This window comes from Deefgea piscis (assembly GCF_013284055.1).
Taxonomy (GTDB): domain Bacteria; phylum Pseudomonadota; class Gammaproteobacteria; order Burkholderiales; family Chitinibacteraceae; genus Deefgea; species Deefgea piscis.
Map to the genome: position 1 here is coordinate 352,653 of NZ_CP054143.1, position 16,393 is coordinate 369,045.

Below are 16,393 nucleotides of genomic sequence, written 5' to 3' on the forward strand. Positions count from 1 at the left end.
TAAAAACCAATCATATATAAGAATAAAAAAACAAGCATAAAAGTACAATCAATTTTCTTAGTCCCTTTATCCCAAGTAACATAAACATTGAAACGTAGTTAGAATATTTCAGAACTAAAACATCTAGAACAAACGACTTAAGATAAAGATAGCGCAACCCAGAGAATTGATTCGCATAATCAACATGACATTGAGCGATATCTAACTGTACACGCCGCCTTGATTGCGGATTAACTGTATATGCACCATCATGGCGACGATAACTAGCAACACATTGATCTACATACAAGTACTTAGAATGTTGCATCACCATGCGCAAAAACAGACTTCTATCCTCTACTTGATATTTCGAATCAAAACTACCGACAAACAACAGTGAACTTTTTCTATACATTGAGACAGGACCAGGCAAACTCCATCTATAAAACAACTCTGAAATTAGTTTAGTAGACTTAAAGTTTTCCACATTTGCCTTATATAGAATTTTTGCAGCATCATCAAAATAAGATACTCCTTCATTATTGATTACATCTGCTCTTCCAAATACAACATCAACTGAATCATCTTCATCAAACTTAGCAAGTCGTACAGCTACACTATCAGGGGTCAATATGTCATCGCTAGCACAAATAACAATAAATTGACCATCAGATTTTTCCAAAAGAGAATTAAGTGTATTTACAACACCTTTATTTACAGTTTTTTCAAAAGTACACTTTACAAATCGAGTTGAGTTTTTATTGACCCACGATCGAATCAATACTGATGAATCATCAGTAGAGCCATCGTCAATGATGTGCAATTCTAAATTCGAATACGTCTGGATGCGAAATGACTCTAATGATTCTATCAAAAAAGATGAATGATTGAAGCATGGCACCAAAATACTAACTAAACTACTCATACATGCTGTCCCAAAGATTCAACAAGGGCTTTCTTGAAGTGATCTTGAAAATTAACTAAGGTATATTCATTGTTTGCAGTTCGATGCGCATTTTTTGCCATTACAGTTATTTCTTCAGTACTTAATAGATCACACAAATCTAATACATCGAGAATATCTTCTACTGTTTGTCCTTTAATTTCGACTCCCATATGCTCTAGATCAACCCCACACTCTTTTGTAACTAATGGAATCATTCCAGATCGACCCATACAGGTAATAACCGATGTTGCAATACCCTCAGAACTAGATGGCAAAATAACATACAAGGCTCGGCTTGCTATCTCTTGAAAATCGTCCCCAGCAACATTAACAAACCCACGAACTTCAATATTTTTATATTCCTTAATATCCAGTGCTGAAATTAATTGAGTTTCCACGTCAGTACGCCCGCAAACAATTAGATTCCAATCAGGTCTTTGTCGAAAGGCTTCAAGTGTAATATCAAGTCCCTTGTGCAGAAGCCCATAACTACCAAACCAGAGCGCAGTTCTGCGCTTTGAAGATATATCATTCGGCTCTAAATCAGGAATGTATTCAAAATTTTGATGAAAAGTAGGCTTCAATGGATAAATACGCGACACACCCCTGGCTTCAAAAGTAGACAGTGTATGTTGATTGCCAATACAAATAACCGCATCAGCCGATGAAGCAGCCAAACCCCAACGATAATCCTGTAATCGCAATGACTCATCACAAAATATATTGTGGCGACGATAAAACTCAAGCAATTTGCGTAACGAGGCTTCTGTGCATTGCCATGGATGGGATCCGGTGGCGTAATAAATTTTACGTGCCCTCGTTCCTAATCTAATTGCATTATATAATGGCAAGCCCTCACCAATAATTAAATCATACTGATCATAATCAATTATTTGTTCAGAATTATTATTTACAACATCCACAATATAGCCTAATGAATCTAAAACTTTTGCTATAACCATCGATTCCTGATAATTAGAGTGCCCAATATACGCCCCTCTCTTGAAATGATACGTACTATAAACAAACAAAGCACGACAGCTATAGTCAACTCCAAAATAATTATTAATTTTTCTTTGAAAAAAATACTCATAAATAAAAAATAAGAATTTATTAGCTTTAAATATACCAGATATTTTTTTTAACATTGCATGACTTTTATTTGATGTAATTAATTAACAATTCGATATGTCGAACGCAGCAGTCTTAACACTACTACGAGGGAGAATACAACAGAAAAACACCAACCTAATGCATAACCATAAACACCTGACTTCCAACCTTCATTGAAATAAACAACAACAAAACAAACGCAAAGACTTAAAATCCATTTAATTGAAATCAAGGTATACTTTTTATTTTTAACCAAAACAGTTGACAGCACAGAATCTAAATAAACAAACAAAATACTAATCGACATATACCTCAACATTTGCTCTGCAAATATATATTTTTGACCATAAACCATTTTAATAAAAACACCTGAAAACAATAATGAAAATAAAATACAAATCACTGCAAAAGATGTACTAACAGCCAAAAATTTAATCAAATTCTTTTTAATATCAAGAGAGTCTGCGCGGTAGATTAAAACTGGAGCTAGAGTTGCACACAACATCACTGAAATCGATGTCAATTGCTCGAGTACACTCATCGCTGCAACATAATTACCATATAAGGCACCGTCCAATCTAGCCTCTAAAATTAACCGGTCAGTACGTAAGAAAAAACTCATCGCAACCAACCCGGGCCAAACTTTTATCCCTTCCTGAAAGAAAAGCTTTGCTATGTCGAAATCAAAATCAGCAACTCTAAATCTATATACTGGATTATGCTTTAGATACAAATAGCAGCACATAAATGATGTAAACATCGATTCAAGCAATATAGCTGCTAAAATAAACAGTGGGTGCGCAGAAGTTGAAATAACTACATACGCTACTGCTATTTTTAAAGTCAATGCTAGTAGCCGAATTTTGGCCGCCACTTGAAACAACCCCTGCGTCTCAAGTAGCATTCTAAAAATACCAGCAGGCTCTGAATATAAAAGTGAACAAAGTAAAATGATAATAAATATCTTTTTATCATCATCATTTACAAAATTGAATATATATATTAGTGCAATAAAAAAAATTATGCCTGATATCAACAATCGATACAAAATTGATGTAGTGACAATTGCTCGTGGTAGCTTGCCATGAGTGTCTAGTTTTGAATAAAATATCTCAGCAGGACAAAGCCATGTCATGCTAATAGCAATCAGTAAAATAGATAAGGCAAACTGGTATGCACCAAATAGATTGACACCAAAATAACGCGCAGTTAATCCAGTAAAAACTAAAGACAGAAGGACCTGAACTACCTTCTCACCACCACCCCATATAATATTTCCAAACGTCACTTTAATGCTCGTTTAAATTTTCGATACATATTAAAAACCAATCTTGGGCATAGAAGCCCCAGAACAACTAAACTTTTCAACTTAGCACAACCCTTAGTACCCCCACCTTTTGTAAACACTTTAATAGCTTGGACCTTTGATCCAAAGAAAGCATGATTAACAGATAACTCAAGTCTAATTCGGTTTATGATCATTTTTGCAGAGTTTACATTTTGTATACCAACATCACCCAGATTAATTCTTTCCTCCAATCTTTTAATATATGGCAACTTCTCCAAGATAACAGCCGATGAAGTTAAACTATCATTAATACCTCTGACATAAGTAGACAATGGCTTATTCAAAAATATAATATTTGTTTTCTCTGCCAGTTGGAACCAAAAATCCTGATCTTCACCATTACTCTCCCCCTCTGGAAACCGAATATTTTCTGCCAGCAGAAAATCACGAGCTACAACTGCAGAAGATGCACAGAAAAAAGCCCCCAATGCCCAGTTAAAATAAAAATCCTGAATAATTTCACTTCCGTTTAGAACCATTTTTGGAGACAAAGACCGTCTTAACCTACCATTAGATTTTGAATAATAAGCTGTTGCAAAAAAAACACCATTCTTGTTTTTTTCTATAAGATAGCTAACTTCATGCAAAAAATTTGGAGAGTAAAAATCATCTGCATCAAGAAAACATATATATTTTCCTGATGCGCATAAAATACCGAGATTCCGTGCAGAAGAAACCCCACCATTTTCTTTTTGAATAAGTTTTATTCTGCAGTCACTCGTCAAACGGATTAACTCAGCTGATCCATCTTTAGAACCATCGTCAACAAAAATCACTTCAAAATCTTGGTATGTCTGATCAATTAAACTCGAAATGCACTTTATCAGATGGAGTTCTTTATTATAGACAGGAACAACAATAGAAAAAAAACACACAATCATTTACTCAAAATATATTTAATTTTACAACCCAAAAATGGGATAAAAGCCAACCAAAATATCAAATAACACAAAAGACCAACATTAAGAAAAAAACCTTCCCTCAAAATAAGCCGTCCAACCAAGATAAAAATTACAATTAGAATAACCCTAAGCACACCAGACAATCGTTCAATTATTAATGAGTAAAAAGACACAAACCCGACAAGAATCAGGGGTGTTAAAAAAACACCTAGATATCCAAAATAATAGAAAGCCTCAGTCAAAAAATTGAGCCCTAATCCATAACCTCGGCCAATATGGTTAGCAAGCACAGCACCAGGATTCAAAAAAACATCCATCAAAAAAAAACGAAATGGGCCAACAAAATTAAATAAAAAAGAAATAGGCACATTCAATAAATCACCTGAAATATCTTTATTTAAAATATATGGCAATGTTAAAAAAGTCTCACGAAATTCACCCATAGCTGATATATAAGGGGGAATTTCACCGAGTGCAGTTATTTCACTTGGCCTAAAAAATATACCAACACTATATAGCAATACACTTGAAACTAGAGCTATACCTAAATATGTCTTTTTATTCACATAACAAAATGATATATAAACAGCAACAATTGGAATTAATGCAGCAGTTCTACCACCTTGACTCATATCGATAAATGCAATTAACATGGCTATACTTATTGCTAGCGTAGTATGTGCATGCAAAACCAAGATAACGATCAATGGGATAGAAATATATGCTACCGTTTTTAGTCTTGCATCCTCACTAATTGATTGATCGCCCTGATAACCATCAGCCATCAGTGTTGCGAAAGAACTTAAGCCATAAGTTTTTGCTACAAATAATAAATATGCAATTATAAAAACACTTAAACATATAACTATTCTACGTAAATTACTAAACATTATAGGATTTATATTTATCTTGCCACCTCGAGGAAAGCATAATAAATAGAAAATAAATACAAGAATAGAAAAATAAAGCGATGCTAACTTACTAATAAATATAACATCATCATTAAAGTACCATCCATAAAAATATGAAATTTTTTCGACCACAATCGCAGGCACAGCGAAATAAGCTATTGTAAACAACAACAACCAAGAAAAAGGGTAGAACAACAGCTCCACACCTATTTTCTTTATATCTAATGACATTCGCACCACGCTAATGACGGCTACAAAGATCAAGAATGCATTAAGCATGATATTTTATTTCCAAAAGAAACTAAAATCGAAGCTTAAATTTGCACTTCGCGCAGAATAGATATAACATCTAAAACATCTTCATCTGTCATTGTGGGTGAAATTGGCAAGCTTAATATCTGCTGATGAATTTTTTCAGAAATGGGTAGATTATAATGATTAAATTCGGAATAAGCTTTTTGTTGGTGCGGAGGAATGGGATAATGTATCATTGTAGATACTCCTCTTTCTGCAAGCATCTGTTGCAACTTATCACGATTTTTGCAACGTATCACATATAAATGCCAAACAGACTCTGCTGCAGCCATAACTTGCGGTAAAACTACTTCCAATCCTTGCAACGCTTCAGTGTATTGTTTTGCTATGGCTTTACGACGTTGAGTTTCATCATCCAAATGCGGCAGCTTCACAGTCAATAATGCGGCCTGCAATTCATCTAATCGGCAATTAAAGCCTTGTACTTCATTATGGTATTTCACTTTTGAACCATAATTGACTAATACTCGAACTTTATCGGCTAACTCAGCATCATTTGTTGTTACCGCGCCGGCATCACCAATCGCACCTAAATTTTTACCTGGATAAAAACTAAATCCAGCCGCATGACCAAGGCCACCTACTTTACGACCTTTATATAAAGCCCCATGGGCCTGCGCAGCATCCTCAATAACTTTTATACCGTGTTTTTCGGCAATCGCCATAATTGGATCCATATCAGCTGGCTGCCCATATAAATGCACAGCAATAATCGCCTTGGTACGCGGGGTTATTGCAGCCTCAATTAAACTTGGATCAATATTATAGGTATCTATGCATGGCTCAACTGGTACGGGCGTTGCACCTGCATACGTGGCAGCTAACCAGGTAGCAATATAGGTATTAGAAGGAACAATGACTTCATCACCAGCACCAATATCGTAAGCACGTAAAATCAAATGCAGAGCATCCAGACCATTACTCACGCCCACACAATGATTTGCATTGCAGTAATCTGCAAATGAAGCTTCAAACTGCTTGACTTCATTACCTAATACATACCAACCTGAATCAAGTACGCGAGTAAATGCATTAATTAATTCATCACGATGCGCTAAATTAATGGCTTTTAAATCTAAAAATGGAATCATATATATTTTCTATTTGGATATAAGTAAACGTGCAGGAACACCGGCAACTACTGTATTTGCAGCAACGTCTTTAGTAACGACAGCTCCTGCACCAATCATTGCATTTTCACCAATCACAATGCCAGGCAAAATAACTGCACCAGCACCAATTGATGCACCTTTTTTTACTGTAGCACCATAAAACTGACCAGGATATTGCTTTGAACGTGGATATTTATCATTGGAAAATGTGACGTTCGGACCGATAAACACATCATCTTCTATTATTGTACCATCCCAAAGATAGACGCCAGATTTAACGGTTACTCGATTACCAATTCGCACATCATTTTCAATAAAGCAGTGGGCATTAATATTGCAATCATCACCAACTGCTGCGCCAGAAAGCACAACACAAAACTGCCAAATATTCGTATTCTTTCCAATTAAGGTGGTTTGTACGTCACTTAATATATGTATCATAAACTAGAGATCTGAATAAATTCTTCATAACTGCGAACATAATCACTTTCATCATAAAAATCATCAGCCAAAACCATTAGCACACAATCTTCACTAAAGTCATACATTTCTCGCCACATAAATGACTCTATTAGCAACCCCTGCGCTGCGTTATCTAATAAAAGGTCAATTTTTTCTTTGCCATCATCTAACAGAAATCGACAAGACCCTCTAACAGCAATGGCAACCTGCTTTAACTTTTTATGAGCATGAAAGCCACGACGTACATTTTCTTTTGTGCCAAACAAGTAATAAACACGTTTAATTGGAAAAGGAATATTTTTATTTTCTTCCAATGCCACCAAAGCACCACGCTCATCACCATGTTTTTGCAATTGAATCAATTTAATTTGCATCAAAAATCTCGGCCATATCTAAAGTGACAGCAAGCTGATCTTTTGCTGATAAATTAGGATTATTTAACTCACCCCATTCAATACCAATTCGCGGGTCATTCCAAATAATGCTTCGCTCAAACTCTTTATACCAATAATCCGTCGTTTTATATAAGAACTCTGCGGTTTCACTCACCACCATAAATCCATGGGCAAAGCCTTCGGGGATCCAGAGTTGGCGTTTATTTTCTTCTGATAACGTTACGCCAACCCACTGACCAAAGGTCGGTGACGATTTACGCAAATCGACCGCCACATCAAATACTTCGCCTTGTGTACAGCGAACTAATTTGCCTTGTGGATGCTGAATTTGATAATGCAAGCCGCGCAATACGCCTTTACTTGATTTAGAGTGATTGTCCTGAACGAAGTTAACTTGACGTCCGATCGCGGCTTCAAACTTGGCTTGATTAAAGCTTTCATAAAAAAATCCACGTTCATCACCAAATACTTGTGGCTCAATGATTTTAACGTCGGCAATTTGGGTATCAATGATATTCATAATTCTGGGAATAAGGAATGAGGAATAGGATTTAAGCCAAGATAAAATGGTCTTTTCCCTACCCCCCCTTAATCACAATTCCTTTTAGACAATAACGTCTTTAATCATGCGTAACAAATATTGCCCGTAGGCATTTTTTTTCAATGGTTGTGCCAATTGCTCAACTTGCCCAGCATCAATCCAGCCTTGGCGATAAGCAATTTCTTCTGGGCAACAGACTTTTAAGCCTTGACGCGCTTCGATGGTTTGGATGAATTGACTGGCTTCGAGCATCGATTCATGCGTGCCGGTATCTAGCCAAGCATAGCCGCGGCCCATTGTTTTTACGTCTAATTGACCTTGCGCTAAATACACGCTATTGACATCGGTAATTTCTAATTCACCACGTGGCGAGGGTTTAATATTTTTGGCGATTTCAATGACGCTATTGTCGTAGAAATATAATCCTGTTACCGCGTAATTGGATTTTGGTTTCAGTGGTTTTTCTTCGATAGAAAGTGCTTTACCACTCGCATCAAAATCCACTACGCCATAGCGTTCTGGATCATTGACGTGATAAGCAAAAACGCTGGCGCCGTTTTCTTTATCAGCTGCAGTTTTTAATAAATCAGCAAATTCATGGCCATAAAAAATATTATCGCCCAACACCAGTGCGACATTATCTTGGCCAATAAATTCTTCACCGATAATAAACGCTTGCGCTAGGCCATCGGGGCTTGGCTGTACGGCGTATTGCAATTTAATCCCCCACTGGCTACCGTCGCCGAGCAATTGCTCAAAGCGTGGAGTGTCTTGTGGGGTAGAGATAATTAAAATATCGCGAATTCCCGCGAGCAATAGCGTGCTCAGCGGGTAATAAATCATCGGTTTATCGTAAATTGGTAGCAATTGCTTCGATACGGCGATCGTGGCTGGATATAGTCGAGTCCCCGAACCACCGGCTAAAATAATACCTTTACGGCTTGCCATAAAAATTCCTAATGTTCTTTAAATTTAAATAAAATTAAGGCTGCTTAATCAGCGTCATCACTTGCTGCACGCCAACTTGCCAATCGGGTAACAATAAACCAAAAGTGCTTTGCAATTTTTGGGTGTTCAATCGTGAATTAGCTGGGCGTGGTGCAGGAACTGGATAGTCACTAGCGGGAATTGCTTTGATTGCGTCACTAGCAACCTTCAAGGTATAGCCTTGCTGCCCAGCAATATCATTAACTAGCGATGCATACCCATGCCAACTGGTTTCACCTGCTGCCACTACATGGTAAGTACCAAAATTAAATTCAGCTTGATTGTTACTACGCAGATATTGCGAAATAATCTGAGCGGTCACATCAGCCAATAAGCTTGCCGACGTTGGTGCGCCGATTTGATCGGCCACCACACTCAGCGCATCGCGCTGCTGCATCAATCGCAGCATTGTTTTCAAGAAATTTGCGCCATGCGCGCCAAACACCCAGCTCGTGCGGAAAATCAAATGCCGGCAGCCGCTGGCGCGAATCGCGTCTTCACCGGCCAGTTTGGTTTTGCCGTAAACCGATTGCGGATTTGTTACGTCGTCCTCCAAATACGCACCGTTTTTACGACCATCAAATACATAATCGGTTGAATAATGCACCAGCAAGGCGCCGAGCTTGGCTGCTTCTTCAGCAAAGACCTGCGGTGCGGTGGTATTGAGTAATGTTGCCAGCTCAACTTCAGATTCGGCCTTGTCCACCGCAGTATGCGCGGCAGGATTGACGATGATATCGGGGCAAATGCGTTGCACTAAGTCACGGATCGCATCGGGATTGGATAAATCGCAATCATCGCGATCCACCGCAATCACCTCACCGAGCACGGCAAGGCTACGTTGCAGCTCAAAGCCCACTTGGCCGTTTTTACCCGTAACCAATATCTTAGGTATTGCTTGCAAAGCCATGCTTAAGCCCCGTATTGGGTCGATACCCACTCACGATATGCGCCGCTAGTGACATTACTCACCCAATCTTGATTCGCTAAATACCACTCTACGGTTTTACGGATGCCCGATTCAAAAGTCTCCGCCGGTTTCCAGCCTAATTCACGCTCGAGTTTGTGCGCATCAATCGCGTAACGACGATCATGCCCAGGGCGATCGGTTACATAGGTGATTTGCTCAATATACGCTTTGCCGTCGGCTTTGGGCTGTAATTCATCGAGCAAAGTACAAATGGTTTTTACCACATCGAGATTGGCCTTTTCATTCCAGCCTCCAACGTTGTAGGTCTCACCAACTTTGCCCGCTTCAAGTACGCGGCGAATCGCTGAGCAGTGATCTTTCACATACAACCAATCGCGAATTTGCTGGCCATCACCATAAATCGGCAAAGGCTTACCAGCCAGTGCATTCAGAATTACCAGCGGAATCAGTTTTTCTGGGAAATGATACGGGCCATAATTATTCGAGCAATTGGTAGTTAATACCGGCAAGCCATAAGTGTGGTGCCAAGCGCGAACCAAATGATCTGACGCCGCTTTGCTGGCCGAATACGGGCTATTGGGTTCAAACGCTTTGGTTTCGCTAAACGCCGGATCATCGGCAGCCAGCGTACCGTAAACTTCGTCAGTCGACACATGCAAAAAGCGAAAAGCCGCTTTTTGCTCCGCGGCTAAATCAGCCCAATAACCGCGCACGCTTTCTAATAAATTAAAAGTGCCAACGACATTGGTTTGAATAAATTCACCCGGCCCCGTGATTGAGCGATCAACGTGCGATTCGGCGGCAAAGTTAATCACTGCGCGGGGTTGGTATTCAGCAAGTAATTTGCCAACAACGTCCCGATCACCAATATCAGCACGAACAAACACATGACGGATATCGCCCTCTAACCCTTTAAGGGTATCGAGATTACCGGCATACGTCAGTTTATCGACGTTAATCACCATCTCGTCACAGCCAGCGAGCCAATCCAAAACAAAATTACCACCGATAAACCCAGCTGCGCCAGTCACTAAAATAGTCATTAAATCTCTACCTTTCATGCAAATTTATATAAGCCACTCGAAACAAATATAAATAAGTTATTAATTTTTATAACGAAATTTCATCTGTAATCACAGGCATTAACATACATGCCACATTGAGCAATTATTTATTTAGCTTTCCAAGCTGCGCCAATTTTGCTTAACAAAGCCAATGACTGGCTATTTTCTCTTGATTTAGCGATGGCTTCTGCAATAAATGCCCATAAAATACTTAAGAACAGCGCGGCAAATGCGGACAATAATACAATTAAAGCACGCTTAGGCCCTGATTTTTCATCGGGAACTTCAGCTGCTGTCATTTTTAATTCATCGCGCTCTTGTTTTTTTAATAATTCAATGCGGCGATCAAGTCGCTCGATTAAAGCATCCCAATACGCTTGCTGCTGCAAAGCCCCTACTGCGGCAATCCATAAGCCGGTATTGTTGGCATTGGCTTGTTTTTTCATGCTGTCAACCACTAGGCGCTGCAAGCTCGAAAGCTGATCTTGCATGCGCACTAGTTCGTTTTGCATCATATCGCTGACACCACCTTGCAACGTCGATTCAGCTTGAATCGCGGCTAAGCTGGTAATGCCATAACGATCTGCTGCTGACAATTGGTTAATCATTGCCGCCAAATCGGCCTGTTTCATCTCGGCATCGTATTTATTTTTATTTTTTTGCGCCATTTCACGGCGAGTTTCTAATTCATAACGCTGTTTTGATGATTCCAATAATCGCATACTGTATAAATTGTTCTGCAGCGCTAAACCCATTTTGTTGGCCAATAAAGCGGCAAATTCTGGATTTTGATCGGTCACATTAATATCTAAAAAACCATCTTTGGCGTTTAAAGTGACTTTAACTGCATTACCCATTGCATTACGCGTTGCTTGTCGGCCTTTAGTATCAAAGTGCTCTGCCAGCTTCATTTCTTTAGCGATTGTTTCTTTCACTTGATCGTTAGTTAAGACCCAATTGTAAACAGCCGCATTTTTCGACGGTGCAATTTTAAGTGTTGCGGTGTACTCATTGGGCAAACTAAACGCCACCGCTGCTGCAATCACTGCAGCCAAAATCGGTAGACCAATAATCAGTTTTTTGTGCTTGGTCAGTACCAGTAGCAAATCGAGCAAAGAAATTTCGTCTTCTGTTTCTGGCTTGCGATTGGATGGCTCGCTGGAGTGTGCAACAGTCATTGGCGTGTTTTCTGTAAAAAGATTAAAAAAGTTTAAAACATCGAAAAATGCCGGCCATTATAATCGATGACGGTCAATTTTTATTTTTTGTAAGCAAAAAGCCAGCATTTACGCTGGCTTTTTGATTTAAACCATACAAACTATCAAAATTCAAACGCAGGTATCGTGACGCGCATTCTAGGTAAGTTGTAATCAAAGACTTGTTTTTGCTCGAGCACTGCGCCTGCTTGGCGATATAAAGTGGCATACATCATCGGTTCTTCACCAATAATCGCCAGCAAACGGCCATTATTAGCTAGTTGTGCCAACAAGCTGGCTGGCGCTTGAGCGAACGAAGCAGTGGCGATAATCGCGTCAAATGGCGCTTGGCCATTGGCTGCTAAGGCATCACCAACTTCGGCGCGGGCGTTTTTAATGCCAGCCGCTTTCAGTTGCGCATTAATAAATGCCACGTATTCAACATCTGCGTCCACTGCCACCACGTTCGCGCACAAACCTGCAGCCAAGGCCACCAAGTAAGCTGCGCCAGGGCCAGCAATCAGCAATTTATCGGAGGGTTTTAAGTCTATTTCTTGCAATAAACGCGCTTCAACCTTAGGAGCAAGCATCAGCTGGCCATTTGCCAATGGCAACTCAGCGTCAACAAAAGCCAGTTCTTTTTTATCCGCCGGCACAAAGTCTTCACGGCGCGTATTGAGAATGCGCTCAAGAATCACAGGATTCAACACATTCCACGGGCGAATTTGCTGCTCAACTAAAAGATAACGTGCGTTTTCCCAATCCATGTTTGCTTCACCTCAAGACAAGCCGACTACGGCGATTAGATTATTCAATTTGTCTTGCAATTATCCCACAACTCTTTTAATTTCACATTCATGAATCGCTAGGGGTTCCGATTTAAGCGACTTTTCTGCTGATAAAGCCATTTTTGGCCAAAGTCACCAGAAGCAACGTCAGCAAATCGGATGAGATATACCCTTGGAACCTGACCCGGTTAATACCGGCGTAGGAAAGCGAGTCGCTGACTTTTTGCGCCCTCACTCCTATGCCGTCTTTTTAAATCACGCGCCAGCGAGCGCGACTGAATCACTCATCTGAGTTTGAATCAGTGCACAGGAGAACACCATGAACGCAAAAGCAGAATTTTCCGCCGATTCGGCCGTCGTCGACGAAGCCGCCATCAAGCCACTACCTAATTCTCGCAAAATCTATGTACCAGGCTCACGCGCTGACATTCAAGTGCCAATGCGCGAAATCAGCCAAGCCGATACCCCATTGCAAATGAGTATCAGCGGCGCGGTCGAAAAAAACCCACCGATTTTCGTCTATGACTGTTCTGGCCCTTACACTGATCCTGCGGCTAAAATCGACGTGCGCAAAGGCTTAGAGCCAATTCGTGCGGCGTGGATTGCCGAGCGTAACGACACCGAAGTGTTGCCTGAACTCACCAGCGAATACGGCCGCATGCGCGAAGCCGACAAGAGCCTTGATGTTTTACGCTTTGAATTGCAACGCAAACCACGCAAAGCCATCGCCGGCAAAAACGTCTCGCAAATGCATTACGCGCGCCAAGGCATCATCACCCCAGAAATGGAATACGTCGCGATTCGCGAAAACATGAATCGTGCTGCCTACCTAGAAAGCCTAAAAACGGACAGCCCAACTGGCGACAAAATGTTGGCGATGATGAATCGTCAGCACAAAGGCGAAAACTACGGCGCGAATATGCCCGACGTAATTACGCCAGAATTCGTGCGCAGTGAAATCGCCTGTGGCCGCGCCATTATCCCGAACAACATCAATCACCCAGAATCAGAGCCAATGATTATTGGCCGCAACTTTTTGGTGAAAATTAACGGCAATATCGGTAATTCTGCGGTAACGTCTTCGATCACCGAAGAAGTCGACAAAATGACTTGGGGCATCCGCTGGGGTGCCGACACCATTATGGATTTGTCGACCGGCAAAAACATCCACGAAACGCGTGAATGGATTTTGCGTAATTCGCCAGTGCCAATCGGTACCGTACCAATCTACCAAGCACTGGAAAAAGTCAACGGCAAGGCTGAAGATCTGACTTGGGAATTATTCCGCGACACCTTGATTGAGCAAGCTGAGCAAGGCGTGGATTACTTCACGATTCACGCTGGCGTATTGTTGCAATACGTACCGATGACGGCGAACCGCATGACCGGCATTGTGTCGCGCGGCGGCTCGATTATGGCCAAATGGTGCTTGGCGCATCACCAAGAAAATTTCTTGTACACGCACTTTGAAGACATCTGCCAAATCATGAAGGAATACGACGTCGCCTTCAGTTTGGGCGATGGCTTGCGCCCTGGCTCAATCTGGGATGCCAACGATGAAGCGCAATTGGGCGAATTGAAAACACTTGGCGAATTGACGCAAATCGCGTGGAAACACGACGTGCAAGTGATGATCGAAGGCCCTGGCCATGTGCCAATGCAATTGATTAAAGAGAATATGGATAAAGAGTTGGATTGGTGCCATGAAGCACCGTTCTACACGCTTGGCCCATTGACCACCGACATTGCACCGGGCTACGACCATATTACGTCTGCGATTGGTGCGGCGCAAATTGGCTGGTACGGCTGCGCGATGCTGTGCTACGTAACGCCAAAAGAGCATTTAGGCTTGCCAAACAAAGCCGACGTGAAAGAAGGCATCATCACTTACAAATTGGCAGCGCACGCCGCCGATTTGGCCAAAGGTCATCCGGGCGCGCAAATTCGCGACAATGCACTCTCTAAAGCACGTTTTGAATTCCGTTGGGAAGATCAGTTCAATCTCGGCCTTGATCCAGACCGCGCGCGTGAGTTTCATGATGAAACACTGCCAAAAGACAGCGCTAAAGTCGCACATTTCTGCTCAATGTGTGGCCCGCATTTCTGCTCGATGAAAATCACCCAAGACGTACGCGAATTCGCCGCCAAACAAGGCATCAGCGAAATCGAAGCCCTCAAAAAAGGCATGGAGACCAAATCGATCGAGTTCGTGAAAACCGGTGCCGAGGTATATCACAAGCAGTAATACTAGTCGTGGGCTAGATTGATATACCCATACAAAAACGCAGCGCCAAATCCTTGGTCGCTGCGTTTTTTATTTGCTGCCAGTCAGATTTCAATCTGATTTAGATCCGATTTACCATGTGTGCGACAGCACCAGCGAAATTTCTCGCTCTTTGCTTGTACCTTGCGCAGTGCGCACCGGCCATTCGCCCACTAGCCGTACGCTATTGCGCCCTGGCAGACGAAAATTAATCGCGCCGCCAGCCAGCCAATTATTGATTTGATCGTTCTCCGTTTTACCGCCACGCGTCACCATGCCACCCGTTTGGTATTCCAACGTCGCCGCCAGCCACATCTCAGGAATCGGGCTGAAACTCGCCATAGTTTTCAGTTGATATACGTTTTTTTGCTCAAACCGACCGGTTTTATACTCTGTATTGTCGCCATACCAAGATAGTCCTGCCACGCCCTCCAAAACCCATTGATTCATCGTCCAAGCCAGTTGGCATTCGGGCAGCAGCATCCAGCGATTGGCGGTGATATTGGCCGATTGGTGTTTTTCATACGCGGCCGTTGGAATATTAATTTGCATGCCGCAGGCGCTACTTAAGCCGTTGCGATCAAATTGTTTAACCGCCTCGCGATCTAAAGCTGGCCGGCGATAAAGGCCCACACCAAAGCCCAACATTACATCACCAATACCATCGGCCTCGGCCGGCGCGCGGCGGCTATTGGTAAACGATTGATCAACCGTAACATACGGTAATTGCACCGCCACATACGCCAGTTGTCCCGCAAGATCAAAATACTGCGCATGCCGCACGCTCACGCTCTGCTTATCAACGATTTCAAAATTTTGTGGACCACGAGGCGATTCAATCTGTTGCTGGCGAATACGCAATGAAGTACGGCTGGTATCATCGGCCACCATCCCAAATTGCCGAGGATCCAGCGCATACGTTGGCAAACTCATTAACACCAAACCCACCGCCCCAACCGACTTCTTATTCATTGGCATATCAAAAACCCAAACCCCAGCAAGGCTGCACACAATATACGGACTTTACCTTATATGACAGTCACACTTACAAACAAAACCAAAATAAACAATGAATTGAGTAAGCCCAACAACACTCGTCAATCCACACGCCAACCACCACAAAATCAGCCTAGCCAATCA

16 protein-coding genes and 1 riboswitch are annotated in these 16,393 nt (G+C 41.5%); of the genes, 1 reads left to right on the forward strand and 15 read right to left on the reverse strand.

Features of this window, described 5'->3' with window-relative positions; translation table 11 throughout:
* Positions 1 to 10: 10 nt before the first annotated feature.
* The 14 genes from HQN60_RS01770 to HQN60_RS01835 all read right to left on the reverse strand — a co-directional run bounded on the left by HQN60_RS01770 (position 11) and on the right by HQN60_RS01835 (position 12,969).
* Complete coding sequence (locus HQN60_RS01770; protein WP_173532076.1) at positions 11 to 904, reverse strand: glycosyltransferase; 894 nt, start codon at positions 902 to 904, stop codon at positions 11 to 13.
* On the reverse strand, positions 901 to 2,073 hold the full coding sequence (locus HQN60_RS01775; protein ID WP_173532077.1) for a glycosyltransferase: 1,173 nt from the start codon (positions 2,071 to 2,073) through the stop codon (positions 901 to 903). The genes HQN60_RS01770 and HQN60_RS01775 overlap by 4 nt, the downstream gene beginning before the upstream one ends.
* 23 nt (positions 2,074 to 2,096) lie before the next feature.
* Entirely contained in the window at positions 2,097 to 3,326 is a 1,230-nt protein-coding gene (locus HQN60_RS01780) for an MATE family efflux transporter (RefSeq protein ID WP_173532078.1), read from the reverse strand.
* On the reverse strand, positions 3,323 to 4,267 hold the full coding sequence (locus HQN60_RS01785) for a glycosyltransferase family 2 protein (RefSeq protein ID WP_173532079.1): 945 nt from the start codon (positions 4,265 to 4,267) through the stop codon (positions 3,323 to 3,325). Before HQN60_RS01785 ends, HQN60_RS01780 begins: the two co-directional genes overlap by 4 nt.
* Entirely contained in the window at positions 4,264 to 5,478 is a 1,215-nt protein-coding gene (locus HQN60_RS01790) for a hypothetical protein (RefSeq protein WP_173532080.1), read from the reverse strand. The genes HQN60_RS01785 and HQN60_RS01790 overlap by 4 nt, the downstream gene beginning before the upstream one ends.
* Positions 5,479 to 5,513: 35 nt before the next feature.
* Positions 5,514 to 6,605 carry a DegT/DnrJ/EryC1/StrS family aminotransferase gene (locus HQN60_RS01795; RefSeq protein ID WP_173532081.1) on the reverse strand — a complete coding sequence of 364 codons (1,092 nt, stop codon included), beginning with the start codon at positions 6,603 to 6,605 and terminating at the stop codon, positions 5,514 to 5,516.
* A gap of 9 nt (positions 6,606 to 6,614) precedes the next feature.
* Entirely contained in the window at positions 6,615 to 7,067 is a 453-nt protein-coding gene (locus tag HQN60_RS01800; RefSeq protein ID WP_173532082.1) for an acyltransferase, read from the reverse strand.
* A complete protein-coding gene (locus HQN60_RS01805) occupies positions 7,064 to 7,462 on the reverse strand; it encodes a sugar 3,4-ketoisomerase (protein WP_173532083.1) in 399 nt (132 codons plus the stop codon). Before HQN60_RS01805 ends, HQN60_RS01800 begins: the two co-directional genes overlap by 4 nt.
* Positions 7,452 to 8,003 carry a dTDP-4-dehydrorhamnose 3,5-epimerase gene (rfbC, locus tag HQN60_RS01810; RefSeq protein WP_173532084.1) on the reverse strand — a complete coding sequence of 184 codons (552 nt, stop codon included), beginning with the start codon at positions 8,001 to 8,003 and terminating at the stop codon, positions 7,452 to 7,454. The genes HQN60_RS01805 and rfbC overlap by 11 nt, the downstream gene beginning before the upstream one ends.
* A gap of 84 nt (positions 8,004 to 8,087) precedes the next feature.
* Positions 8,088 to 8,972 (reverse strand): glucose-1-phosphate thymidylyltransferase RfbA, encoded by an 885-nt coding sequence (rfbA, locus tag HQN60_RS01815; protein ID WP_173532085.1) that lies wholly within the window; start codon positions 8,970 to 8,972, stop codon positions 8,088 to 8,090.
* A gap of 34 nt (positions 8,973 to 9,006) precedes the next feature.
* A complete protein-coding gene (rfbD, locus tag HQN60_RS01820) occupies positions 9,007 to 9,921 on the reverse strand; it encodes a dTDP-4-dehydrorhamnose reductase (RefSeq protein WP_173532086.1) in 915 nt (304 codons plus the stop codon).
* A gap of 2 nt (positions 9,922 to 9,923) precedes the next feature.
* The gene (gene rfbB, locus HQN60_RS01825; protein WP_173532087.1) at positions 9,924 to 10,985 is read right to left on the reverse strand and encodes a dTDP-glucose 4,6-dehydratase; all 1,062 of its coding nucleotides are present in this window, start codon (positions 10,983 to 10,985) and stop codon (positions 9,924 to 9,926) included.
* Positions 10,986 to 11,113: 128 nt separating this feature from the next.
* A complete protein-coding gene (locus tag HQN60_RS01830) occupies positions 11,114 to 12,184 on the reverse strand; it encodes a Wzz/FepE/Etk N-terminal domain-containing protein (protein ID WP_173532088.1) in 1,071 nt (356 codons plus the stop codon).
* 143 nt (positions 12,185 to 12,327) lie between these two features.
* Entirely contained in the window at positions 12,328 to 12,969 is a 642-nt protein-coding gene (locus HQN60_RS01835; protein WP_173532089.1) for a protein-L-isoaspartate O-methyltransferase family protein, read from the reverse strand.
* A 90-nt stretch (positions 12,970 to 13,059) separates the two neighbouring features.
* Positions 13,060 to 13,213: riboswitch (TPP riboswitch) on the forward strand.
* 96 nt (positions 13,214 to 13,309) lie between these two features.
* Between HQN60_RS01835 and thiC the strand changes: the two genes are divergently transcribed.
* A complete protein-coding gene (gene thiC, locus HQN60_RS01840; RefSeq protein WP_173532090.1) occupies positions 13,310 to 15,235 on the forward strand; it encodes a phosphomethylpyrimidine synthase ThiC in 1,926 nt (641 codons plus the stop codon).
* A gap of 111 nt (positions 15,236 to 15,346) precedes the next feature.
* On the opposite strand, the gene HQN60_RS01845 is transcribed toward thiC, so the two are convergent.
* The gene (locus HQN60_RS01845; RefSeq protein ID WP_173532091.1) at positions 15,347 to 16,225 is read right to left on the reverse strand and encodes a transporter; all 879 of its coding nucleotides are present in this window, start codon (positions 16,223 to 16,225) and stop codon (positions 15,347 to 15,349) included.
* Positions 16,226 to 16,393: the final 168 nt, after the last annotated feature.

Coding starts and splice junctions, on each gene's coding strand:
- HQN60_RS01845 (WP_173532091.1), bottom strand. CDS start 16,225: ATGAATAAGAAGTCGGTTGGGGCGGTGGGTTTGGTGTTAATGAGTTTG.
- HQN60_RS01835 (WP_173532089.1), bottom strand. CDS start 12,969: ATGGATTGGGAAAACGCACGTTATCTTTTAGTTGAGCAGCAAATTCGC.
- HQN60_RS01790 (WP_173532080.1), bottom strand. CDS start 5,478: ATGCTTAATGCATTCTTGATCTTTGTAGCCGTCATTAGCGTGGTGCGA.
- rfbC (WP_173532084.1), bottom strand. CDS start 8,003: ATGAATATCATTGATACCCAAATTGCCGACGTTAAAATCATTGAGCCA.
- rfbA (WP_173532085.1), bottom strand. CDS start 8,972: ATGGCAAGCCGTAAAGGTATTATTTTAGCCGGTGGTTCGGGGACTCGA.
- rfbB (WP_173532087.1), bottom strand. CDS start 10,985: ATGACTATTTTAGTGACTGGCGCAGCTGGGTTTATCGGTGGTAATTTT.
- HQN60_RS01805 (WP_173532083.1), bottom strand. CDS start 7,462: ATGCAAATTAAATTGATTCAATTGCAAAAACATGGTGATGAGCGTGGT.
- HQN60_RS01830 (WP_173532088.1), bottom strand. CDS start 12,184: ATGACTGTTGCACACTCCAGCGAGCCATCCAATCGCAAGCCAGAAACA.
- HQN60_RS01775 (WP_173532077.1), bottom strand. CDS start 2,073: ATGTTAAAAAAAATATCTGGTATATTTAAAGCTAATAAATTCTTATTT.
- thiC (WP_173532090.1), top strand. CDS start 13,310: ATGAACGCAAAAGCAGAATTTTCCGCCGATTCGGCCGTCGTCGACGAA.
- HQN60_RS01795 (WP_173532081.1), bottom strand. CDS start 6,605: ATGATTCCATTTTTAGATTTAAAAGCCATTAATTTAGCGCATCGTGAT.
- rfbD (WP_173532086.1), bottom strand. CDS start 9,921: ATGGCTTTGCAAGCAATACCTAAGATATTGGTTACGGGTAAAAACGGC.
- HQN60_RS01770 (WP_173532076.1), bottom strand. CDS start 904: ATGAGTAGTTTAGTTAGTATTTTGGTGCCATGCTTCAATCATTCATCT.
- HQN60_RS01800 (WP_173532082.1), bottom strand. CDS start 7,067: ATGATACATATATTAAGTGACGTACAAACCACCTTAATTGGAAAGAAT.
- HQN60_RS01785 (WP_173532079.1), bottom strand. CDS start 4,267: ATGATTGTGTGTTTTTTTTCTATTGTTGTTCCTGTCTATAATAAAGAA.